Annotated in this window: 22 protein-coding genes; 11 read left to right on the top strand and 11 right to left on the bottom strand. The window is 47.5% G+C overall.

Going from position 1 to position 24232, the window contains the following annotated elements:
* Positions 1-27 precede the first annotated feature (27 nt).
* Complete coding sequence (locus tag MGMO_RS10485; protein WP_023495025.1) at positions 28-1488, bottom strand: lipase maturation factor family protein; 1461 nt, start codon at positions 1486-1488, stop codon at positions 28-30.
* Positions 1489-1696: 208 nt separating this feature from the next.
* Here MGMO_RS10485 and MGMO_RS10480 point away from each other — a divergent pair, with 208 nt between their 5' ends.
* Positions 1697-1993 carry an antibiotic biosynthesis monooxygenase gene (locus MGMO_RS10480; protein WP_023495024.1) on the top strand — a complete coding sequence of 99 codons (297 nt, stop codon included), beginning with the start codon at positions 1697-1699 and terminating at the stop codon, positions 1991-1993.
* A 6-nt stretch (positions 1994-1999) separates the two neighbouring features.
* Positions 2000-3193 carry an iron-containing alcohol dehydrogenase gene (locus tag MGMO_RS10475; RefSeq protein WP_023495023.1) on the top strand — a complete coding sequence of 398 codons (1194 nt, stop codon included), beginning with the start codon at positions 2000-2002 and terminating at the stop codon, positions 3191-3193.
* Positions 3194-3281: 88 nt separating this feature from the next.
* Here the strand turns inward: MGMO_RS10475 and MGMO_RS10470 are convergent, their stop codons facing one another.
* The 3 genes from MGMO_RS10470 to MGMO_RS10460 form a co-directional block, all read right to left on the bottom strand.
* Positions 3282-5519 carry a cytochrome-c peroxidase gene (locus tag MGMO_RS10470; RefSeq protein WP_023495022.1) on the bottom strand — a complete coding sequence of 746 codons (2238 nt, stop codon included), beginning with the start codon at positions 5517-5519 and terminating at the stop codon, positions 3282-3284.
* 516 nt (positions 5520-6035) lie between these two features.
* Positions 6036-7883, bottom strand: coding sequence for a hypothetical protein (locus tag MGMO_RS10465; protein ID WP_023495021.1), 1848 nt, complete (start codon positions 7881-7883; stop codon positions 6036-6038).
* Positions 7884-8404: 521 nt separating this feature from the next.
* A complete protein-coding gene (locus tag MGMO_RS10460; protein ID WP_161808484.1) occupies positions 8405-9391 on the bottom strand; it encodes an endonuclease/exonuclease/phosphatase family protein in 987 nt (328 codons plus the stop codon).
* Positions 9392-9669: 278 nt separating this feature from the next.
* Here MGMO_RS10460 and guaB point away from each other — a divergent pair, with 278 nt between their 5' ends.
* The 9 genes from guaB to MGMO_RS10415 all read left to right on the top strand — a co-directional run bounded on the left by guaB (position 9670) and on the right by MGMO_RS10415 (position 17722).
* Positions 9670-11136, top strand: coding sequence for an IMP dehydrogenase (guaB, locus tag MGMO_RS10455; RefSeq protein WP_036307521.1), 1467 nt, complete (start codon positions 9670-9672; stop codon positions 11134-11136).
* 134 nt (positions 11137-11270) lie between these two features.
* Positions 11271-11528, top strand: coding sequence for a type II toxin-antitoxin system Phd/YefM family antitoxin (locus tag MGMO_RS10450; protein ID WP_023495018.1), 258 nt, complete (start codon positions 11271-11273; stop codon positions 11526-11528).
* A 5-nt stretch (positions 11529-11533) separates the two neighbouring features.
* Positions 11534-11935, top strand: a complete 402-nt coding sequence (locus MGMO_RS10445) for a type II toxin-antitoxin system VapC family toxin (protein ID WP_023495017.1) — start codon at positions 11534-11536, stop codon at positions 11933-11935.
* Between the two features lie 923 nt (positions 11936-12858).
* Positions 12859-13320: a DUF6932 family protein gene (locus MGMO_RS10440; RefSeq protein ID WP_023495016.1), complete on the top strand. Its 462-nt coding sequence runs from the start codon at positions 12859-12861 to the stop codon at positions 13318-13320.
* Positions 13317-14306, top strand: coding sequence for a hypothetical protein (locus tag MGMO_RS10435; protein WP_023495015.1), 990 nt, complete (start codon positions 13317-13319; stop codon positions 14304-14306). The genes MGMO_RS10440 and MGMO_RS10435 overlap by 4 nt, the downstream gene beginning before the upstream one ends.
* 143 nt (positions 14307-14449) lie before the next feature.
* The gene (gene guaA / locus MGMO_RS10430; RefSeq protein ID WP_023495014.1) at positions 14450-16036 is read left to right on the top strand and encodes a glutamine-hydrolyzing GMP synthase; all 1587 of its coding nucleotides are present in this window, start codon (positions 14450-14452) and stop codon (positions 16034-16036) included.
* Between the two features lie 85 nt (positions 16037-16121).
* Positions 16122-16535 carry a DUF4260 domain-containing protein gene (locus tag MGMO_RS10425; protein ID WP_023495013.1) on the top strand — a complete coding sequence of 138 codons (414 nt, stop codon included), beginning with the start codon at positions 16122-16124 and terminating at the stop codon, positions 16533-16535.
* Positions 16536-16650: 115 nt separating this feature from the next.
* Entirely contained in the window at positions 16651-17199 is a 549-nt protein-coding gene (locus tag MGMO_RS10420; protein WP_023495012.1) for an MAPEG family protein, read from the top strand.
* A 223-nt stretch (positions 17200-17422) separates the two neighbouring features.
* Positions 17423-17722 carry an antibiotic biosynthesis monooxygenase family protein gene (locus MGMO_RS10415; RefSeq protein WP_023495011.1) on the top strand — a complete coding sequence of 100 codons (300 nt, stop codon included), beginning with the start codon at positions 17423-17425 and terminating at the stop codon, positions 17720-17722.
* A 97-nt stretch (positions 17723-17819) separates the two neighbouring features.
* Here MGMO_RS10415 and MGMO_RS10410 read toward each other — a convergent pair whose 3' ends face one another.
* From MGMO_RS10410 to MGMO_RS10380, 7 genes are all read right to left on the bottom strand, one after another.
* Entirely contained in the window at positions 17820-18029 is a 210-nt protein-coding gene (locus MGMO_RS10410) for a hypothetical protein (protein WP_036307509.1), read from the bottom strand.
* Positions 18030-18089: 60 nt separating this feature from the next.
* Complete coding sequence (locus tag MGMO_RS10405) at positions 18090-19214, bottom strand: HupE/UreJ family protein (RefSeq protein ID WP_023495009.1); 1125 nt, start codon at positions 19212-19214, stop codon at positions 18090-18092.
* Entirely contained in the window at positions 19211-20386 is a 1176-nt protein-coding gene (locus MGMO_RS10400; protein ID WP_023495008.1) for a tetratricopeptide repeat protein, read from the bottom strand. The genes MGMO_RS10405 and MGMO_RS10400 overlap by 4 nt, the downstream gene beginning before the upstream one ends.
* Positions 20387-20478: 92 nt before the next feature.
* On the bottom strand, positions 20479-22074 hold the full coding sequence (locus MGMO_RS10395; RefSeq protein WP_023495007.1) for a DUF4331 domain-containing protein: 1596 nt from the start codon (positions 22072-22074) through the stop codon (positions 20479-20481).
* Between the two features lie 867 nt (positions 22075-22941).
* Positions 22942-23379 carry a hypothetical protein gene (locus tag MGMO_RS10390; RefSeq protein WP_036307507.1) on the bottom strand — a complete coding sequence of 146 codons (438 nt, stop codon included), beginning with the start codon at positions 23377-23379 and terminating at the stop codon, positions 22942-22944.
* A gap of 11 nt (positions 23380-23390) precedes the next feature.
* A complete protein-coding gene (locus MGMO_RS10385) occupies positions 23391-23756 on the bottom strand; it encodes a hypothetical protein (RefSeq protein WP_036307506.1) in 366 nt (121 codons plus the stop codon).
* 99 nt (positions 23757-23855) lie between these two features.
* Positions 23856-24232 (bottom strand): SCO4402 family protein (locus tag MGMO_RS10380; RefSeq protein WP_051384024.1); only part of this gene is annotated, 377 nt, incomplete at its 5' end.

Genomic DNA, 24232 nt, shown 5'->3' with positions numbered 1-24232 from the left:
GGTGCTTACAGCTCAGTAAAAAACCAACTATTGCGGCCAATAAAGCCCCAATCTCTCACGGTTCCATATTTGTCCGGTGATCCTGCGCTGTTTTGGTTGTGTATAGGTATAACGATATATATATGCCCTAAGATGGGTGGGCGGTTGCTTGGGGAACGGGTTATCAGCCAGCAAGGCCAAAACCTGGGGCGAACCTTCGTGCAGGCGCATCATGAACTTTCCAAACCAGTCACCCTGCATTGGCCCGCTTAGTGAGACAAACCACATTTGCCAGTCCAGGCGCGGTTGATGGGGAATATTCCAACTTAAGGGCTTGTCAACGGCATCGGGCTTGTATTTAAAACCGTATTCCCGCCAATGTTCGCCGTCATTTGACCCTTCAACGATTATTTCGTCACGTTCTGTGGTCATCACAGCAAAAGGGCCGTAATTATTCACAACCGAGAAAGTAGATGCGAATTGGATTAAGCTGGACAAAGGCTTGAAAGGTAACCGATGTGTTTGCGCCATCCAGATCTGCGTCGTCAATATCACGATCACGAAACCCGCCCAAACTAAAGCACATAAATTAGCATAGAATGTTGCCGGTTTATGGCACGGCAATAGGCGCTTACGCAGCCATGTTGGAGTCATTCTGGACAGGTCGCGGTCATCAAATAAAAACAGGCACAACAACAGTGTCAACAGGTTGAAAAACGTATAGCTGCCAGTTAGGATAATACTGGTTTGCAGCAAGACGAAACATCCGGCAGCAAAAAGGCGAAACGGTCGCGGCAGGAACACAAGAAAAGGAATCGGCAACTCAATGAGCAAGACACCGAGCGTACAAAACTTTTGCCACCATTCGGGCAGGAAATAAGCGTAATACCCCAGCGGCGACGGTAGCGGTTGGGTCAGGTAATGGTAATTGAGTGCGGTCAGGTTCGCCCAGTTTGGGTCGCCGCTGGCGATTTTCACCACGCCGCTCATGAACATGAAACGGGCAATCAACAAACGGTACAACAGTACGATAATCGGAGAATTTCCGGTTAAAAACAGGGCAAGAAAGCCGCTTTCCAGTAAGAGCGCATCCCATTGGAACGAGGTAAAATCCTGTCCGGCTGTTGTGATCGACAAGTAACAGGCAAAGCAAACGATCAATGCGGCGCGAACGAATACATTAAGTATCACCAAACAGGCCGCAGCCATCCCAGCCACACAAACCCCTTCCAGGGCGGAATCCGATGCATCAAGCCAAAACAGGGTCGGGAACTGCCAATATTTCGTATAATCGTAAACCAGCTCGATGCGCCCAAGTAGCTCCTGCAAGGGCAAGATGCCATTCGCACCGACGAGGCCATCGATTTGCGTGGCCATCGACCAAAATGCAGACAGGTAAATCAACCCCAAGCCGCGCAAAAACCACCAGCGGATAACAAGGCACGAATCCGTGGTCAAACCAGTTATGCTATCCTGTTTAAAAAACTTGTCGAAGATGGACTGGAACATAAGGGCAGAGGAGTTATCTCTTATCAGGTCAATTCAATGATAACAAAACAAGGCGGATTACGGCGCACGGTAACTTCCTTACATTGTCAAATGATAAATTGTTTGTGCGCTTAATCCGCCTTACGATAATGCTGTTTTGAAACACCAAGAACAATGCCTCATGAAGTATAATAACGGTCATCCAATCATGTAAGTTAAGGCAGCCACTATGCACGTTACCTTGGTCAATATTTTAGTCGACTCCGCACACATCGACGATTTTATCGCCGCAACACGTCTCAATCATGAAGCATCCATACGTGAATCCGGTAACCGTCGTTTTGATGTGCTGCAATCACCCGAAAATCCCGCCCAATTTATCCTATACGAAGCCTACGACTCTGCTGAAGCGGCGGCGGAACACAAACAAACAACCCACTACTTAACCTGGCGGGATACGGTCGCAGAGTGGATGGCACAGCCACGTCAAGGCATCCGTTACGAAGGCCTCTTTCCGCAAAGCTAAAAGCGTATGCAATTTTCTCCTTTTTCAATTTCTCGTTTGCCGCGCATTAGTTTTGGTTCTGGCCGACTCAACGAAGTCCCGGCGCTGGCGGCAACCTATGGCCGCACCGCCTTGCTGGTGACAGGGAAGCAATCGTTCTGCGCCACGCCACGTTGGCAGTCTTTTACCCAATCACTAGAAACCAAAGGGGTGCGCTGGTTACACTTAACCGTTTCGGGCGAACCATCGCCGACGCTGGTGGATGATGCGGTCAATCGGTTTCGCAGTGAAGCGGTCGATGTCGTGGTCGCCATAGGCGGCGGCAGCGTACTCGATGCCGCCAAAGCGATAGCCGGATTGTTGCCGCACGGCAATTCGGTCATGGATCACCTGGAAGGAGTCGGAAAGAACATCCCTTATCGTGGGCCAAGCACCCCTTTCATCGCCGTTCCCACGACGGCAGGGACGGGGAGTGAAGCAACCAAAAATTCCGTTTTGAGCATTTCGGGCCGAGACGGCTTTAAGAAATCTTTCCGAGATGAATGCCTAGTCCCCGAATATGCCGTGATCGACCCCGATTTACTGGCAAGCTGCCCACGCGAACTCGTGGCCGCCGATGGCATGGACGCGTTCACGCAACTATTGGAGTCCTACGTGTCAATCAAGGCCAATCCATTCATAGATGCCTTGGCATGGAGCGGGATGACAGCCGTCAAGGAAGGGCTTTTTGCCGCTTGGGAAGGCAAAGAGCCGGAAGCTTCCCTTGGTCGCGGTGCGATGGCTTATGCCGCCTTGCTTTCAGGCATCTGCTTGGCGCAGGTAGGATTAGGATCGGTACATGGCTTGGCTTCGCCGTTGGGCGCGTACTTTCCCATTCCTCACGGGGTGGTCTGCGGCACGCTGGTGGCTGCCGCTACAGAAACTAACATCAAGGCGATGCAAGGCCGTGAAATGAAAAACCCCGCCTTGGCTAAATATGCCAAAGTCGGGCGGTTATTAACTGACCAGGATGGCATAGATGACGCGACTGCCTACTCTGCATTAATCACCACGTTATCCCATTGGGGTGAACGCTTGGAACTGCCCCGACTCCATTGTTATGGCATTGCTGAAGCAGATTTTCCATGGGTCGTCGCCAATAGCCGAGGCAGTAGCATGTTAACCAACCCCATTGTCCTGACGGATGCCGAAATCAACGCCGTCTTGGAACGGCGCCTATAACATTAACTTGCTTCCGTTTATCGGCTACACCCTAGTTAACTGACCGCATTCGTCATAAGCACAAATTTTGCCATTGGATTAACCACTATCATTCATTGGAACATATCCCGGAAGGGGTATAAATAGCATCATTCGGATCTAACTTCAGGAAAGGACGTAAGGGTTTATTGCTCCCATTAGCGCCTAGGGCGTGTATTTCACCTGTACCCAAAGTATCCCGCCCGTCAGTCGGTATCCTCAATTCAGGATGGTCGAAGGGGGCTTTTTGATAAACAACCCGCTCATCTGTTAAAGACACCAAAAAATCCACCAGCTCTTCTTCTTGCTTCTCAGATAAACCGAGCGGTTTAATGTTAGCCGCCTTGTCCTTATGGTTAAAGCTACAAAAATTGCCGCCCCGGTTATAAAATTGGATAACCTGCCTTAATGTCGCCATGCCGCCATTATGGAAATAAGGCCCAGTCAGGACGCTATTTCTTAAACCCGGCGTCTTGAAAGCACCGTCGGCAGCAACCCGTTGAAATTCAGGGAAGATAGCTTCGTTAGTTTCACAGAATCCATCACCGTTTACATCCGCACAGACTGGCGTGCCTGTATCCTCATTTTGGGCAGGAATAAATGGGTCGCCCAGTATTGTGAAAGGAAAAAATTGATTTTCTACACGACTGAAAAGAGCTTGGCGGGCAAAAGACAGTGGATTGCCAAAACTGTCCGCGCTGCCCCGGCCAAGATCATCAGTCGTAGGGGTAACCGCTAGATTGTAAAAACCGTTATCGTAGAGTGCGCTGCCTTCCGTCATTGCCATCGCCCTGATTAGGTCTTTATTCCCTTGGGCAGACCTTATTGAAGCTTTGGTCAATTCAGGGCCAGCATGGCACACAACGCACCGGCCTTCGTTGACGAACAGGTTTAGACCCGCCAACTCCTTCCTGCCGAAACCCTTATTGAAGCGTGCCGTTTCCATCCATTGGTCGAAATAGGTTTGATCTGCCACCAAAGTCGATTCGTAGAGGGCGACTGATAGCCCAAAAAACAGGCCGAAGTTAAATTCCATTTGGTTGAACACAATGCCCGGGGTTTCAATGGGTTCGTCGGAATCCCAGTATTGTTCCGCAAACGCGGCTTTTATTAGCGATTCGTAGGTAGTATCCAAGCCACGGTAGGGCGCTTTGGATAAGCTGCCCAAAACCGAATCTTTGGGGTGCACGGTTTGCAAACCCAACGGGGTCAGTGGCTTTCCGTTGTTTAGGGCACCCCTCAACATTTTAATACCGATCTCTGGAATACTGCGCCCATTGGGTTGGGAGGGATCCGTCACGGACTGTTGGGACGGATCACCAAAGGACATTTCACTGAAGCTAATAATTGGAGCGAGAACTTGTGATGCCAAACTGGCGTTGTCCATGGTAATTGACTCAAAGCTTAAAGGTTCTCCTGGATGATGGACGACAATGCCACCATTTGGACTTTGGTCTCCGAAGGGATCCTGCCCGTTAAAATGCGGATTCGCCCTACCATCCCAAAAATTGGTGTAATTGAAGACGGCATTGATGACAGACGGAGCGTTTCTTGCGACAGACCGGCGTACGTTGGCTGTTCCGTTGATGTTCCAAATCGGATCCGTAATGGGCGAACCTGAGTCGACGGCAAAACCTGGAACTACATTGTTATAGAACGTAAACAACATTCCCATGGTACCCACTATGTCATTACTGTTACCGGGAATAGGCTCTATCGAGCCATCTGCTGCGTGGTTTACGTCTTGAATTATTTTTACGAAAGGAAAATCTTCACGTCTCAGGGATTGATTCGGTTGCTTACTTTCGAAAACAGGCTTGAAAGCACCTGCGGCATTAAAGTAGCCTTTGATGCTGTCTTCGGGATGGTCTAAAACGGCCAATAATCCAGGATTTATCTGGTTTTTGACCCGATTGTCCGTCCCCGCATGAAAATGACAACTGGCGCAAGACTGTACCCCGTCGCTGCCGATTTGCATGTCCCAAAACAAGGCTTTGCCCAATTGCAAGGCGGCTTCGCGGTTTTTGATGTATTGATCCAGGTTATTGGGCAATGGCACGCCGCCATCCTGTTTTACCGCCCTGCGTAATGAGTCTAAGCCAAATAGTCGGGCTTGGGAGGGTCGATGGATCAACCGGTTGTCCGCTGATGCCTGTGTCGTTAACAACAAGCCGCTTACTGCTATGGCACAAGTAGCCGAAACTAAAAACCACCCGGTAGGGTTATTTTTTTTTTCATGCCGATGCCGTGCCATAGGTATTCTAGTCTCTGTATTTTGCGATTCATCACTGATAAAATGCTGGTTCATGATAATCTCCTAAATTCTTTATAACGTCTAAGCCGCAATTACACTGTTTAAACTGGATTGGCACTCTTTATGTGGGCATAAAAAAACGATTTTTTGTGAAACTTATTCGGTTAACAAATAAACATTATTCACAAACGACACGATAATCCTTTATAACTGAATAAATCTACCCTCTGGATAATCAGCCGATTTATTGAGTTAAACAGAAGCCAAGGTTTTCGGCTGAGGCTAAGCAAACCGTTTTGCATAACGTGCAAGGATTATTCGACGAAAGGGTTTAAAAATGAGAGGGACTATTCATCCCTCCCATGATTTGCCTCAAGCCAAGCTTATGCCACAGTTAAAACTGGGGCTGTCAAAATTGGGCCACGGCAAACGCCTTTTGTGACCAATCTTGCTTGCAAACCTGCACGTATATTGGATTTAACTTTCATGGTATTCTCCTCATAAGTCCGTGCCCATCGCACGTTGATTTGCCAACCCCATACTGGCAGATTCGAACATCGGATAACCGGTTTAATCGGCAATCCGATCTGATATTTCAATACTGTTTTGCGTTACGACGATATGTAGGTTGAATACCTCATCACACACTTCACTTAAGAGGGGCAATCGCTTTACGTCGCCGATCAATACGCTATAAAGATTAATGTCCGCTGCAGTGAAATCGCGTGTGGGCGTTGGCCTGCCAAGTTGGCGATTAATAAAGCCTTGATCTTCGCAAGCCGCTTTTACTATGGCTTGTTCACTGCGGAAATAAGTCATCAAACAAGCAATCAAGCGATTGAATGTGGGGTCATCGTTGGCAACTTTTTCGCCTAATGCGGAACGGAGCTTGTCCTCGGCCATTGTGTGCTGTGCTTCCGGCACAGATGGCGCGATTCGTTGTGGCAATGCTTCTTCCGCGAATGAGAGCTTGAGCCCACGAGAGGTTTTCTCATACATGCTGGCTTGGATATGGTCACGGTTTGACCGTAAATCTTCAGTGGCTAGAAGGGTGTCTGCTTGCAGGTTTTTTACATCAATCTGGATAATTTTCTTGAATTCGTTCAACTTTATCGAGCCGGTTTCCGGCCAGGATTCAAAAAGATTCCAAAGCTGTTCATAAGTGCGGCTCATCAATGTCCAGAAGGACAAGGCAATGACATAAACCCGTAAGCCATAAAGGCCATAATCAAAAGCGGCTTCAATCCCGTCCAAAGCTGCCTGTACTTCAGGATCAAGTTCTACCCCAACAGACCCGCCATCAACGAGTACGGACAAGAATTCTTCTATCATTGCTTTTGGCCCCGCACAAACCCCGTGTGCCGATTGGAAGACATAATTGCGTTCGGCGTACTGATAAATATCGCTGCCCGTGATGGGTGCGTCGGGCAGCAACGTCGCTTCCGCAAGCGGGATAACCATCATTTGGTGCGTTGTCATCCGTACGCCATCCGTAACGCGAAACATGTTTGACAGCACGGGATGAAGGCTACCGTTATTGACATTATTTTCAGAACGCATCAGCAGGTAGGCGGGTAGCGCCAGCACCAAGGTGGACAAGCACTCTAAGTGGCCTATCGTCATGCCTTGCCGGGCATCGGGAAACCTACCTAAATAAGCGTCCCTGATTTTTGACAAGACGACCATGGTCGGCAACCAATGTTTCCTCATGCTCTTAAGCGCAGTGACATTCATCGGCAATTCGTCCTGGTGTCGACTGCCTGGATACGGGCAAGCACGCCACTCGGTCGGAACGTCCAGTCGTAAGCGATCTGGGAAAACATTGGCTTCGCCAACTTGTCGCCCCTCCATGTCCAGGGCAATATGGGCGACCCTAAAAATCGGCACCACCAATTCCAGATAACCTATTTCCAGGGGGTACCCCGTTAATTCGGCGGTGATCGCCTCGCACTCAAACCAAGTGCGGGGCTCTTTACATTCGCCTGGCGGTAGGTAGACCTGACGGGACTCAGTAGAAGTAGAACCTGATTCAACTGGACTTGAAAGATGCAATATGCCTTCTTCTATTAGGCTCTCCAGAAGCTCCTTGACCTGTTCCCAACCATAACCATCACCCCAGCGGGTAGCCGTTTCAGCCACAAAATGAGATTGCTGTGCCAAGCGTTCGCCAAACGCGAAAAGCTCCGGCTCATCGAAGGAAATCTCCTTGTCTTCATAATAAAGATTCAGCTCGGTATCGCCGTCCTCCCCCTTAACATACTGGGTAATGACCCGCCTGTGCCTGGGAAGGAACAGCACATCATCGGGCTTCAAGTCGAACTGCTCGGTAACATGGGCATGCATGGGGCATCTAGCAACGGGTTGACAAGCATTGTTGTAGCCAACTTCTGCCATTTCATTAGTGGTCTGTTCAGTCATGGTTTGTTATCTCCGGCGGCAGCGCGGTTTTAATAAGGTTTTTGCACACTGGCGCAGTTGGATTCGGACGCTAAAAATGCTTAAATCGCTGAGTGTCGACACGTTTGAGCAAATACCTGATAAAACTGCAATCTTATGGCTCATAGTTCCATAAGGACTTCCTGTGATTACGCATTATTATCAAAAACTTAATGAACTTAGAGTCTGTTAGTGGCTGTTATGTTATAGCCATGAACAATTCCAGTCTGTGAATTAATGCATGAGACTTTTTGTATTTTGTCTCTTGACATAAACTTTTACGGGCGGCTTTTGCGAACCAACTCGACAGCGACTTACGCTGCGATATTGAACGGTAGATACGGGGAAAAAACGGTAGTGAATGGGTGTCAGCCAAAAAAGCTAACCGAATGAATCCCCTGCCCGAACGCCTACTGCCGGGCCGCAAGATTCATGGGATGTTTAAATTTTAAGGGAAAGGATTAAAACTGATGTGTTTTAAGGTCCTGTTATGTTCGTCGGATTTATGAAGTAAAGCGCAATCTGGCAAAAATGGGGTTATGGTCAGACATGCGTTGACCATTTTTGAGCTGACGTGTATCAACCAGCCATTGCTCGACTTCCGTTTTGCAGGGGCCGCCGACAAGTATGTGGTCAATCAGTTTGTTGGGATGCGATGCCTGATTGCCAATCTGCCCATTAAACAGCGCAAAGGAATTGATTAGCAACGGCGGATTTTCGTCGCTTCCCATCAAGCGACGGTAGCGTTCATTACCAGCGGTCGTATTAAAATCGCCGCTGACAATCATCGGCAGTCCCTTAGTGAGGCTAGCAATGCGCTCGCGGAACAATGTCGCGCTGGGTTCTTTGTTTTTGCTTGCATTGTCAAAATGCGTGTTGACAAACATAAACGTGAAACCGGTTGATTTTTCACGCAACATGACCCAATTGACATAACGTATCATCGCCAATCGACTAAACCCTAACGACATCGGTAGATCAGGCGTGTGCCCAAGCCACATTTGCCCAGAATCCAGTTTTTCAAACCGTGAGGTTTTAAACAAAAGCGCAGAATCGCCATATTGAAACGAGCCTAAATGATAAGTAACCAAGGTATAGGTGTCTAAAGGCACAATCCCGCCGATATCGGCATCAGTTTCCATCTCCTGCAATCCCAGCAAGTCCGGCGCATAGCTGGCAATACGGGCGCGAATTTCCGGTATGCGTACCGACCAGGGCAAATAGCCGTCACCCGTATCGCCTCCGCGAAAGCGATTGGCCACGGCTTCGATAGTTGTTGAACCGTATCTCACGTTATAACTCATCACTTGCAATGCCTGCGTATTACAGCTTATAGGTTTTGCAATGCTGGTCGCATCAGGCAGGTTTGCGGCAAATCCTGCGCCTGAATAAGCGGCAATATACTGGCATCCCTGAAAACGGGTTAAGACAATGAAGCCGACCAATACGATGAAAAAAGGCTTAGATACGGATTTTAACCACGTCAACATAAGGATCATCTCAATAAATAATTTCGTAATATAAGGGCTGTTGCCTGAGATTTCACCCTCGATCCTTACACAGGCCATGCAATACAGTCACTGTGAAATTATACGCTTGGAATATCAAATTGATGCAACTCTTGTTTTCAAAGCCTATTGAACCTGAACGGCTGGGTTTCAGGCAGGCTATTCTCGATGGAAAAGGCAAGCAAAATTTTAGTTCTACAACAAAGACCTGGGTTAACCGTATAATATGTCGCTATTTCACAGATAGTCAGGTGACAATTATGCAAATCATCCAGGAAGCGTTGACGTTTGATGACGTTTTGTTGATACCCGCGCACTCGACGGTATTACCCCGCGATGTCAAAATAAAAACACATTTAACCCGCACTATTACGCTCAATATCCCCTTGGTCTCCGCCGCGATGGACACGGTTACCGAAGCCAGACTGGCGATAGCGATGGCGCAAGAAGGCGGCATTGGTATTATCCATAAGAACATGACGGCCGAACAACAGGCACGGGAAGTCCAGAGCGTCAAGAAATTTGAAAGCGGCGTAATCAAAGACCCGATCACGGTGTCACCGAATGTCAGTATTCGGGATGTGATTAAACTGACCCGCGCCAAAAACATTTCCGGCGTTCCCGTCGTTAACGGCGATGAATTGGTCGGCATTGTCACCAGCCGTGATTTGCGATTTGAAACGCGTTTTGACGAGCCGATCACCAAAGTCATGACCCCAAAAGAAAGGCTGGTGACGGTGCGCGAAAATGCCGGCCAAGATGAAGCCATCGCCTTATTGCATAAGCACCGCATAGAAAAAATCCTGGTGGTGAATGATTCCTTTCATTTGCGCGGCCTGATTACCGTCAAAGACATCCAGAAAGCAAAAGACTATCCGCAAGCCTGTAAAGACGAGCAGGAACGCTTACGGGTGGGCGCGGCGGTCGGTACAGGATTCGGTACCGAAGAACGGGTCGATGCGCTGATTGCGGCGGGCGTGGATGTCATTATCGTTGATACCGCCCACGGACATTCCCAAGGCGTGTTGGACAAGGTTCACTGGATCAAACGCTATTATCCGGGCGTTCAGGTTATTGGCGGCAATATCGCCACCGCAGCGGCAGCGCTGGCCCTGGTTGATGCGGGTGCAGACGGTGTTAAAGTCGGTATCGGCCCAGGGTCGATATGTACTACGCGAATTGTCGCTGGCGTGGGCGTCCCGCAAATTACTGCCGTCAGCAATGTTGCTGATGCGCTGAAAGGCACCGGTGTCCCGTTGATTGCCGATGGCGGTATTAGGTATTCGGGCGATGTCGCCAAGGCTTTGGCAGCAGGCGCCTATTCTGTCATGCTGGGCGGTTTGTTTGCCGGTACGGAAGAAGCGCCGGGCGAGGTCGAACTGTTCCAAGGGCGGTCTTATAAATCTTATCGAGGCATGGGTTCATTAGGTGCCATGTCGCAGCTACAAGGTTCCAGTGACCGCTATTTTCAGGATGATACCGATTCAGTAGAAAAGCTGGTACCGGAAGGCATCGAAGGTCGCGTGCCTTACAAAGGCAGCCTACTGGCGGTTATACACCAACTGCTGGGCGGTGTCCGCTCCAGCATGGGCTATACCGGGTCAAAATCTATCAAAGACTTACATGAGAAAGCCCAGTTCGTACGCGTGACCGGTGCGGGCATGCGCGAAAGCCACGTCCATGATGTGACAATTACGAAGGAAGCGCCGAATTATCGGTCAGAGTGATTAAAATAAAACAAGGAGTGGCATTATAAAAAAATGCCATTTTAGGTTGAGGTTTTATTTATGCTTGATTTTGCCAGAACCGTTAAATGTAGTAACATACCTATATTTATTGATCGTTTTTTTGGATTAAGCCGATGTCTATAACCACCATTTCCAGTCGGGAATTTAATCAGGATGCCAGCAAAGTCAAGCGGGCGGCTACCAACGGACCGGTGTTTATTACTGACCGTGGTCAGCCGTCGCATGTATTGCTGACGATTGAAGATTATCAAAAAATTACCGACCAGCAGGTAAGTATCGTCGATTTGCTAGCGATGCCAGATGCCGACGACATTGATTTTGAACCGCCACGGTTAAACACTCCACTCGCTAAATCGGTAGACTTATCTTAAACGTGATGTACCTGCTCGACACCAATGTCGTTTCCGAGTTGCGAAAAGCAAAATCGGGCAAGGCCGATGCCAATGTGGTGGCGTGGGGGCATCGCGTATCAGCCGTCAGGTTGTTTATTTCCGTCATTACCGTCTTAGAACTGGAGATCGGGGTTTTGCAGATTGAGCGGCGCGACCCCACGCAAGGGGCGGTACTGCGTTCCTGGCTGAACACCCACGTATTGCCCGCCTTTTCGGAGCGGATTCTGGTGGTCGATACCGCAGTCGCCCAGCGTTGTGCACATCTACACGTTCCTGATCCAAGGTCAGACCGTGATGCCATCATAGCTGCAACGGCGCTGGTTCACGGGATGACGATGTTACCCGCAACACCGAGGATTTTATTCCCACTGGCGTTGAGGTGTTGAATCCTTGGAATGTCGGTGGAGATGAGATATCAACACAGCAAAGCTAGATTTACACAACGGCCTTAATGACCAAGTATGCGCTGTCCAAGAATGTGGATTCTCATACCCACGGACGAGTTTCTTTTCTTTGCGCGGCCAAAGAAAAGAAACCCAAAGAAAGGCCGCCCGGATGCCGCTTGCTTCCTGTGCTTCTCGCATTTACCGAGGGGTTGTCAAAAGGGATTTCCCTGTCCCTTTGACAACGTGCGGCATCCCTGCCGCACCCCTAACGGGCTATTCCCAATAAACGCCCCAATGCTCGGCGCGGCATACGGGAGATGAGGAAAAATGTAGGTTGGGGTGAGCTTGTGAACCCCAACAGATGGCGGTCGGTTTAATGTTGGGGTTCGTCCCTCACCCCAACCTACCGAGCTGGTTCACGGGATGACGATTGTTACCCGCAACACCGAGGGTTTTATTCCCACTGGTGTTGAGGTGTTGAATCCTTGGAATGTCGGTGGAGATGAGATATCAACGCAGCAAAGCTAGATTTACACAACGGCCTTTAATGGCCAAGAATGTGGGTTCTCGTACCCACGGACGAGTTTCTTTCTTTACGCGGCCAAAGAAGAAAGGCCGTCCGGATGCCGCTTGCTTCCTGCGCTTTTCGCATTTACCGGGGATTGTCAAAAGGGGATTTCCCTGTCCCTTTGACAACGTGCGCCATCCCTGCCGCGCCCCTAACGGGCTATTCCCGATAAATGCTCCGATGCTCGGCGCGGCGACATACGGGGTTAAGTTATTTGTGGGCTGGGGGTGAGTGTGTGAACCCCAACAGCTATAATGGTCAGTATTGTGTTGGGGTTCGTTCCTCACACAAACCTACCGTGCTAAAATGTTAATAAATAGTAACTATAATTCATTAAGTTGCTTTATTTATCAAAATGACATTACCACCACTTGATAATCGGGGGTTGCTCCCAGAAGGTATTCATGAAGCTGATAGGCAAGAAATAGAAAATGTTTTTTGTGTTAGCCTATACCGCCAAAAATTGTTTGAAGAGTTAATCCGCTTTTTTCAAACAGAAATTCAAGTTGCTGGAATTGAGATTTTTTTGGCTGGAAGTTTTTTTTCTGATAAGGCAATGCCAAATGACATAGAAGTTACTATTCCCTTGAATGCCAATAAGTTAATTGATCCTACAATCAAACATATAATTGACTTAGGAAACTCTCAGGAACATGAAAGACTCAAAAAAACGTATAGAGTAGACTTTTACATTACAATTGAATTGGCTGGTCACAACGACTTTAGGCAATTTTTTCAATATGTGGGTGAAAAAACAGCGAATGTAAAAGGTTTAAATTCACGAGACAAACGCGGTATAGTCAAACTAATATTATGACAACTTGGGTTGAGCAGCTACAACATAAAGCCGCAATCGTACATGACCAAATACTTGCGGCTAAAGAAATGCAAAAACAAACCGGTGTGGATTTATCCGGTGTGATAGAAGGGTTTTATGCCAAATTATCGGAGATTTATTCTGAAAATTACCCGCTCGCTCACGTTATGGATATTTCTGACATTGTATTACATGCCGAAGGGCCGGCGGCTTCTAATGCAACCCCTGCACTTCATGCTTTTAATTGGTTGACAACGCTCGCTGAAAAACAGCTTTTAGCCTTAGCTACAGCAACTTTTCAGTTGAATGATGAAAATGCCAAAAAACTTGTCAAACGAATTGATTTACGTATTACAGGTCTTGCTCCTGGAAGCCTATATGTAGGCTTCAAATTACAAGAACCTGTAACGTCTGGATTATTTTCCGAAATAGAAGACCCAGTATTTGAATCTATTCGAGATGCCATACACAGACTCTCTGACATCCCGAATTATGTGGGTGATGAAAAAATAAATGAAGGAATTTATGAGGCAATACCTGATATAGCAATTAGGGACGCTCTCCTAACAGCAGCAATGAGATTGGCTCCAACTGGTAAGGTTGGAATTCATACAATCGAGCTATTTTCCCCAACAGAAAAGCGTCCATCAACTGAGCTTTCTCAGCGTGAACGCGTTGTGCTTAGAGAAGCTCTTAAGCGGCCTAAGTTATCATCGCCTAAAACAGGTGCGTTTGTAGGTGAAATTAGAGAAATCGATTTGGATGTGCAACGTTTTCATTTGAGGGGGGTTAGAGATTTTGGAACATTACGTTGTTTTTTCCCTGAAAAACTAAAAGAAAATGAAACTAAAGGCTTATTAGGTAGCCATGTCGAAGTTTTAGGAAGTTATGAGGAAGACAAGAATGGTCGTCCACGGCTGATGTCTGTATCTGAAATTAAAGAGATAAGGTCAGCGATGCAACAATCTCTATTAGAAGTCCATTGAGTTTTACAACTTTAAAAAATCCCTATTCTCCCAAATGCCACAACGAGCAAATTAGCCTGGATGAGACGAAGCGAAATCCAGGATTTGCGTTCCCGTATTTCACTTTACCACATACGAGCCGCATTATCTAAACAGGAAACACTGTGAAACAAGCCTCTACTAATATCCACCACCACAAAATCCTCATCCTGGATTTCGGCTCCCAATACACGCAATTAATCGCCCGCCGTGTCCGCGAAATAGGCGTTTACTGTGAAATCTACTCCTGCGAATGCTCGGATGAAGAAGTCAAAAATTTCGCAGCCAACGGCATAATATTGTCTGGCGGCCCCGAAACCGTCACCAGCGCAGATACACCTAGAGCGCCGCAAAGTGTTTTTGAACTGGGCGTTCCCGTATTGGGGATATGCTACGGTATGCAAACAATGGCGGAGCAATTGGGCGGCAAGGTCGAATCGTCCAATCATCGCGAATTCGGCTACGCCCAAATCCGAGCGCGGGGACATTCCAAGCTATTGTCGGGTATTGAGGACCACTTATCACCTGAAGGCTTCGGCCTGTTGGATGTCTGGATGAGCCACGGCGACCGCGTGGTTGATTTGCCTGGCGGTTTCAAACTGATTGCAAGCTCCGACGGCGCGCCCATAGCAGGAATCGCCGATGAGGAACGCGGTTTTTATGCCCTGCAATTCCATCCTGAAGTCACCCATACCAAACAAGGTATGCGCATCTTATCCCGATTCGTCCTGGAAATTTGCGGCTGCGAAGCTTTATGGACAGCCAGCAGCATTATTGACGACAGTATCCACGCCGTTCGCGCCAAAGTGGGAAGCGACCATGTTATCTTAGGCCTTTCGGGCGGGGTAGATTCCTCCGTGGTTGCAGCCTTGCTGCATAAGGCGATTGCCGACCAACTTACTTGCGTTTTCGTCGATACCGGATTGCTGCGCTTACATGAAGGCGACCAAGTCATGGCGACATTCGCCGAACACATGGGCGTTAAGGTTATCCGCGTGAATGCCGAGCAGCGTTACCTAGCTGCCCTAAATGGGGTTGCCGACCCTGAACAAAAACGCAAAATCATCGGCAACTTGTTTGTCGAAATTTTCGACGACGAAGCGGGAAAGATAACCGATGCCAAGTGGCTGGCGCAAGGCACTATTTATCCCGATGTGATTGAATCGGCGGGTTCTAAAAGCGGCAAGGCGCACCTAATCAAATCGCACCACAATGTGGGCGGTTTGCCGGAAGACATGAAGTTAAAGTTAGTTGAACCCTTGCGCGAATTATTTAAGGACGAGGTAAGAAAAATTGGTTTGGAACTCGGCTTACCTTCCGACATGGTATTCCGGCATCCTTTTCCTGGGCCGGGCTTGGGTGTGCGCATACTGGGCGAAGTCAAAAAAACCTACGCCGATTTGCTCCGTCAGGCGGATGCCATTTTTATTGAGGAGCTGTATAACCACGACCTGTACAGTAAAGTCAGCCAAGCGTTTGCGGTATTTCTGCCTGTGAAGTCGGTCGGGGTAATGGGTGACGGTCGGCGTTATGATTACGTCATCGCGCTCCGCGCCGTGGAAACCATCGATTTCATGACTGCACGCTGGGCGCACCTGCCTTATGATTTCCTCGATCTCGTTTCCCGACGCATAATCAACGAAGTCGCCGGCATAAGCCGAGTTACGTACGACATTTCCGGCAAACCCCCAGCCACGATTGAATGGGAGTAGTTTACATCGACATTCAAAAAAGCTAACAAAACGCTTAACCGGGACGTGGTTATAATGTAGTTTTATTTTTCAGAGGGATACTTACATGCTTTCAGTATTTGAAAAACCAAATGCGCTACTAAGGTTAGAAGGCTTCGGCATTTTTCTTCTGGCGCTTACTGTCTATTGGCAGCAGTCGTTTGACTGGACACTATTTTGGTCAACCGTTTTGCTGCCAGACTTAGCGCTTCTTGGGTATCTTGCTAATGCCCGGGTTGGTGCAGTCACTTACAATATCACCCACTCAAAACTGTTGCCTTGCGTTCTGGCTGTGGCCTCGGTCGCAGTAGGTAACACCTTAGCCTTGGCATTGTCACTTATTTGGTTCATTCACATTGGCGTTGATCGACTGCTCGGTTACGGTCTGAAATACCCAGAAGGATTCAAAATTACCCATCTTGGTATTATTGGACAAGCAGGCAACGCAGCCTTTAGTCGTTACTTACCTTGTGGAAAATAAATGAAGTTTAACCAGTGCACAGCCATAATACACTTCAATCTTATTTTAATTGCATATTGCAAGTATTTTTCAACAACGGCGGCTGCCATATAACCAACCCCCACAGGAGATCAATGTGCCACAAATAAACCCTACTGGTTCAGGTATCTCTTTAATTCAGATTTATACCGCCCCCTGCATCATTGTAGGCTCAACCGTTGTATGGTTATTTTGGGTAATATCTGGGGAGCAAAGCGCTGCTCAACCTGATCGTCTTGTTTCTCCAATGGTTGCGCTCTTTACCTTGACGGCATTAGTGTGGTTCATCATGGTCGTCGTTCGTAATATTGCAGTAATCAGAGGGTTGGCCTCTATCCGCTATTTCTCCGATTTCAAGTCGGATGTACCTACTGATGATCGATTAGAACGCCCTGCTCGTACTTTCAATAACCTCATGCAAGTACCGACGCTCTTTTATATTATTTGTATCCTGATGCTTATAGAAAAGGAAACTGACAATGTTCAAGTCATGCTTGCATGGACCTATGTTTTGCTCCGATGGCTACATGCAATTATCTACATGGCTTTGAATTGGGTGCCGTATCGATTTGCATCTTGGGCATCAAGCTGTATAACACTCGGCATTATCTGGTTTCGTTTCGTAGGGCATGGGGCATTTAGCTAAACAATAGTGATACTCAAATTCGGTTAACCACAAAATAATGTTTGTTCTTTTCGGTCATATACTGTTGCGTCCCTTACTTTAATTTTGAATTTAACAGGTGATTTTTGAAAAAACTCCATATAGAAATTTCTACCAATAACATTGCGGAAACCATTAAAGGTTACAGCCTTCGGTTTGGTATAGAACCGTGGTTATATTCAATGTTAAGCCCTTGGAAAGCGACATGCTAGAAGTCGCTGTCCTTGATATTATCCCAGGCAAGGAAATGGAATTCGAGGCCGCATTCCGTGATGCGTCAACCATAATTTCCAACATGACGGGTTATATCTCGCATCAACTCCAACATTGCGTGAAAAACCAAAGCCGTTATCTTCTGCTCGTCAATTGGCAAACCCTTGAAGACCATACCGTTGGCTTTCGCACATCACCTGAGTATCAGGAATGGAAAAAGTTGCTGCACCATTTTTACAGTCCATTTCCTACAGTAGAGCATTATGAGCTGGTTTTCGACCATAAAATCTGACATCGCACTCAAGCGAGGCCGTCGCTTCCAGGCGTAATAACCACTGCACGACACCGACAGCAGGCTGCATATCATGCCCACTGGAAAGAGCGTCTCATTAGTTTTGATCATGGTGTACTTCACTTTGGCAGTTTCGCGAATTACGCCGCCGCTTTGCCTGCCAGGCATACAATGTCGCCTCTGCCAGCCCAAATCCTGCGCCACCTTGGGGATACCCATCCCGACCAGCGCGTTCTAACGCTTGCTCTTTAAACTGTGCGGTATATCTTTTGTAGGCAGACCGTGCCGGAAATTGTTCTTTTTTCATTGTTGCCCTTGGGTTTAGAGATTACTCTCTTAGCGGAGTGTCCGCTAGACTGAGGCAAAATCAAACTTGTACGACAATATCAAAAGCACGTTCCAATAACCATAGGCTGGCCAAACCCGCAATGCCAAGTGAACAGGATTTTAATACGATTGGTTTATATAAGGGAAAACGGCTGAATTGGTAGGCTATGGGCAAAAAGATCATGACCAAAACAAACTGGCCGATTTCGACACCCAGATTAAAACCCAATAAGCTCCACAATCGAGAGGATTGGTTTAAACCCAGATCAGTCAAGACAGTGGCAAAACCAAAGCCGTGAACCAAGCCGAACGTAAAGGCCAACAGGGCCCGTTTCCCCGTAAAAAGGGGATAAATGTTATTGAGTGCCGCTAAAATAACCGAAGCGGCAATACAGGATTCTACCCAACGTGACGGTAAAGCCATAACATCCAAGACAGCCAAGCTTAGGGTGATGGAATGCGCCAAGGTAAATGCGGTCACCACCTTTAGGACATCAACAAATGCGTTGTTGAAATGTGCGACAGGTTGCCATCTTGCCGATTGGTACACCATGACTGATGGGATCAATAGGCTGAACAAGAACAGGATATGGTCAAAACCGATCCAGATGTGCCAGATGCCTTCATAAATAAAATCCTGCGCTTCTTTCCAAGGCATACGATTTGCCGAAATATCGAACACCCTAGCAGGCTTGCCAGGCACTAGAACTGCGGTGGAGCTTACGTTGCCATACGTCAAGTTAAGCAAGCCCCGGTGCTGGGGGTCTAGGTCGGCAAATAAGCGATAACCAATCATTATTTCAGCTATGTCAGAAACCCCACAATTGCCATTAAAGAATAGCACGGCATATTTGCCGTCCGTGTGCTCATCGACCTTCATCTCTATTTCCTGATAAGAACACAGTTTATCTGAAGCGCTAAGTTGCAATCGGGAAAAAACGTACCGGTTAATCTCTACCGTTTTAGAGCGCAGTTCCCCCCAGGTTATCGCCCCATCATCGTTGTTGTCCAAACCCATAGCGAAATCGAGGTCGCGTAAGGCAACATCCCAACGGCCCGACAATTGGTTATTTTGGATATTAATTGACAGGTAACTATCGCTGGGCTTATGGGCAAAGCTAAGCGTAGGCCACAAGCATAAAAGAAAAATGAATAGGGTTTTCATGATGCGTATCCCTTTACCAGTTTCAGTAGCGGTTCTAAACGGGCATCTTCCAGGTGGCTTTTTTCCATAAACGTAAGGACTGGAAGGGCTGATTCGGGATTTTTAGCTGCAATGGCGGCTTCCAATAAGATTCGGGCATCCCTTGGTTCTTTTTGCACGGCCCAATTGCTGATAGCTAGTTTTAGGGCAGTTTGTGCATCGTTGAGTATATACAGGGCAAACCGAGATTCATCGCCTTGGTGGACGGTATCGCCCCTAGCTTTTGCTGCCGCTATCCTATTTTTGATAAGGTCTGCGTGTTGGTGAAAACTCCTGTGCTGTAATTGTTGCTCAGCCAGCGTAAGGCGTAACAGCACCGTATCGGCTTGTGTTTCCCCATGTAATTGTTCAATTGCCTCAGCGGTTCGGTTGTGATCCAGCAGAAAATCCGCATAGCTGGCCAATAAATAAACGCTACGCTGGCCTTGGGCGATGGCTTTTTGATACCAGGTATTGGCTTCATCCATTAAATTCAGGCGTTCGGCGAGTTCCGCCAGCACGGTATAAGCCCACGTCATTTCTTGAGGGTCGCCGCCCTGTCGAGTTGAGACCGACGAAACAAGCTGTTCATAAGACGATTTAGCCCGCCCTGATAGGCTTAGTGCAGAATTGATGCAGATTGTCGCCGTCAATGAACTTGAAAATCTTGCCAAGGCCATGCAGCTACGCAGTGCAGCAGGATAACTGCCCTGCACTTCGTAAATGGCAGCCAAGGTCAACCATGCTTGGGGAAGGCGAGGATTGAGGGCAAGCGCAGTTTTAAGGTCAGCCAAGGCGGATTGAAAATCATGGCGGTTTTGCAAAATCGTTGCCCTTAAAACCCAGGCATCGGGTAGGCTATTTTGTGGATTTATCCAAGGGTTTAGAATGGCTTCGGCATAACCCAAATAGCGCGGATCAGAATTGGCCCTCCCTGTCGTGATATATTCCCGCGCTAAAGACATTGCAAGCGAGTAATCCCCAGGATTTTCGGTAAGTTGTGAACTTAACTTCCGCAATCGGCTGCGTTCGCCCGTTGCAACAGGTAGATGTTCTAATACTTCAGCATCATTTTTTGGGGTATAAGCTTGCGACCAGACACTGGTACTGTGCAGGATGAAGCAGTAAAACAGTATTGTCTTAACAAGATTCATGGTGTTACCTGATGGCAATGGGATAACCTGACTAAAATGAGTTGAAGAAAGACGGCGCCCTCTTCAACTCTTACCCTATTTACTGACAGGCATCATTCACCTGGATCGATGTGTCGGCGATTACGCCCGTCGAATGGTGTAGGCAGGAAAGGAAACTCCGCAGTTACGCCCTTCTCATTTATGCCGACCCCGTCACCAACGAAGTTGGCGATGTAATTTGCCCCGCCTGCCGCCCGGACTACGATGTCGGTAACGTCATCATTGGGCCTGCGCCCATTGGGGAAGCCTGCATTATCGGGGGTGGCAACACCATTCGTGTCATGTGCAAAAGGCCCAAGCCGCTTGATCTGGGCTGGCGGTGTGGGCGGCACGATCATGTCCAAACGCAATAGTTCAGAGAAGGGGCCGACTTTAGGATCTGGATTTTGGCCCTTGTATTTCAACAGTAAATCGACGATGTCTTCACGGGATGTGGTGGGTACAGGTACGCCAGAAACCAATTGCAATGCACTGGCCACATCCAGTTTGCGGTAAGCATCAAGGAAAATGGCTTCATCTTCGGGTAGTGTGGCATTCCAAAAATCTTTGCTGCCAAAGCGGATAATAAGTTCGTTCACAAGCGGGTTAGCCATACGCGAAACCTGGACGAAAGGCCCTTTCCCCGCGATCAGTTTCTTGGGCAGCTTGTTGGCATCCAAATGGGGCGAATCAGCCCGAAGCGTTGCTGCCTGCCGCAAGGTACGGGCCCACATGCCAATAGTGCCGTTGTTAGGGTTGGCGGGTTGCCCATTTACTGTCAACCGACGGATTGGCACCTCGATTGCGATAGTGTTGATATTAAAGCCACTGAAGTTGTTGACACCGAAAGGATTGGCAACGTCATTGGCATCTTCTGCTGCGGTTTGGACGGGGATAGCTGGCCTTACGCCTGGGATTGGCGTGGCATCCTCGACCCGAAAGTTAAGCGTATCGAATACTGCGCCCAGGTCGATGGCGAAGGTCTCAGCACGTTGTCCGGCAAACACCCGAATACCGGTAGCCACGTCGGTAAAAATGCCTTGATTAGCCAGTGCCTCGTAATCCGGCATAGTACGTGGGCCGATGTTGGAAGGAACGGTCGGCTTGAAGTCACCGTCGAAAAGTTTGGTTTCTTCGCATTGCCGCAGTTCTTTTTTGCCAGTCAATCGACAGTTACGCAATTCTGTGACGGTATAGCGTTGAATGCTGGCGAGACCCGCCGCACCTTGGCCTTCAAGCGCCGTGATAGGCGGTATCGGGCCAACCCCGGCAACCGGACGGATAAACTGTTTTGGGTTTGTCACCTGGGTCTTGAATTTCACTTCGTATACGAGATCGTCCAGGCCTCCGCCAGACCGGTCATTGTCGACGATGAATTGATAACGGACATTATCGTCGAAAGCAAAGTAATTGGGTCCAGACCCTGGTTCCTGCCCAGGAATGACGTTCATGATGAAAGTGGCCATACGGTCTTCTGGCGGACGATTAATATTTGCCTGGTCGTAACTGACGAAAGCATAGACATCAGTAATATCGGCGGCAGGGTCTAAGGCAATGAGTGGCGCTTCACGATGGCTAGCCGCCCAGGACGGGGTTGATGGAATGGCAGCAGCGAGTGCCACTGTGGCAATCGCGCCCAAGATGCTATGTTTTTTTAACTGTATTTGCATTTTGCTTTTCCTTTAAAAGGTCAAAAATTGCCAGGAAGACTTGGTCTTCCTGGCTGGATTGTTGTTCGATAGGATGTTGACGCTTCACTAAAGGTTGACCTGCTTATTCAACACAATTTTAAGTTTGCTAATGCCAGCTTTACTTTATGGAAAAGGTCGCTGGAGGTATGCATATCAAAACCGTTGAAATCAGAATTTCAACCTTTCAGTTAGGAATACGTATGCAGGAGGAAATTGGATGCAAAAAATAGATTTATTTAATGCGCTATTAGAAAATGCAGTTCAATACTATAAAGGCACTAACCGTTGAGGTTACCTTTGTACTGGAAAAATCAAGATAGAAAGGGTGCCTATTCCACTCCAAATGAGCCGCCATTTTCAGCGCAACCCTTCCGTAAGATTTTTTCGGCTATTCGATAAGAATCTGGTGTAACAGTTACATAAAGCTATGTCATTGAATTCGTGGCTTAATCTTAATGTAACTATTTTTGCGATTTTTTGCTAGGGAATGCGACAGAAATTTTCAATCTCACCTTCAGTTTTCCCACAGCGGAAGTTGGCAACATGATTATTTAATTCTCCTAAGCGGACGCACAAGCCGGATACCGTTGAACGCGAAGCGCGAATAAGGGCGTGGGGTGGGCTTCGATTTTAGAAACGGGGTGCGCACCGACAAAACAAGCGGCATTTTGCATAGTGAATTATGCGGACAAAAGGGGCGAGGCGGAAGGCGAACCTGCTGTGTTTGTTCGCATAATCCCGGGCATTATGTAACTTGGCGCGGGTTTGCCCTGACAACGCGGACGATGCGCCTTCATTCGGGCACATCCTATAAGCGCACCTTATGACCTTAACGCCGCTTCCGACTTACGGCTTTTGATATTTATCTAAAATATTCAGGGTTGTAGCATCCAATATATAATGAAATGAACCGAAAAATACACGGCCTCCAGGCCTAAGTGCTGGACCAACTCCAATATAATATTTATTTTGTTTTTCGTCCTTCTCGATTGAAAACTCATAACTATCAATCTTAGTCAAATCCATACGATAGTTTTGGTCAACTTTATTGAGATTAGGTGCATTCATCTTACCTAATTCATTTTCCATTACCGATTTAAAGTCTTGCCTATAAACGGCATCGATTACTTTATAGAATTCTCCTTTAATACTTAAGCTTTTGCATAACAAAGAGGCTTTAATACATTGCTCTGGAGATGAATAATTAACTTCTTCTGCAATGCAATACATCGAATTAAGCATAAGAAAAACTATAATTATTTTTTTAAAGAATCTTTGCATCATATTTTTTCAGTTTATTTTAAAAAGTTTTCCCCTGGACAGCATTTGCCTGATTGTAAAACAGTAACTGCACCTTCATCAGGCGTACCAGACAATGGATTTGGTGAAAATAGCAAAACAGCACCACCAGGGGTACCAACATACATCGGCCTTTGATTACCCCATGCTGTATGAGTATCAGATTCTCTCTCAAATTTTCCGGTTTTACGATTAATGCCCGGACGGGAAAAATCATCCTCTGTATTATCAGAGGTGCATTGACCGTGCGTATGATATAAACCTCGGACATCAGCAGTCAGGTAGGGTGGGCAGGTTTTTTTGCCCACCGTTTTCAGGCGGTTGCGGTGTTCCGTGCAACCATCGCAGATCGTGGCATCCATTCCGCGTGGGCACGAACAGCATGTGCCCACCCTACCAGGCTTATTAAGAATAAGTGGGCGGGCTTAAGTTTAGAGGATTGGGTGCGCACCCTACCGGGTTTATTTATCGTTAGATAACAATAATTCTAAGGCAGACTTTGAGCTTATCAAAATATTAATCCATTCAGGTGCTTGGATATATTCATAATCAGTTTTTTTACATCCGTATTTGTTCAAAAGTTGATCTATGCTGTCACATACAACTTTCACAGCTTTAGCTTCCTCCTGATTTCGCAAAAAAATTCCAACTAGTTTATCTGGATTTCTAGCGCACTCGGTATCATCAAATAAAAAATGGACTGCATAATCAAATTCATCGTGCTCGATATCATCTGGACACTGATTATTCACCCAACAATCCAGTTGATATTGCTTATTACTTAGCGCTTCTAAGTAACTTATAAGCTCTTGTCTCATTTTTGGGTATTTCATTTTGG

Source organism: Methyloglobulus morosus KoM1 (assembly GCF_000496735.2).
Classification (GTDB): Bacteria; Pseudomonadota; Gammaproteobacteria; order Methylococcales; family Methylomonadaceae; genus Methyloglobulus; species Methyloglobulus morosus.
The sequence above is the reverse complement of the archived record's forward strand: the minus strand, read 5'-3'. Positions and strand labels throughout refer to the sequence as shown.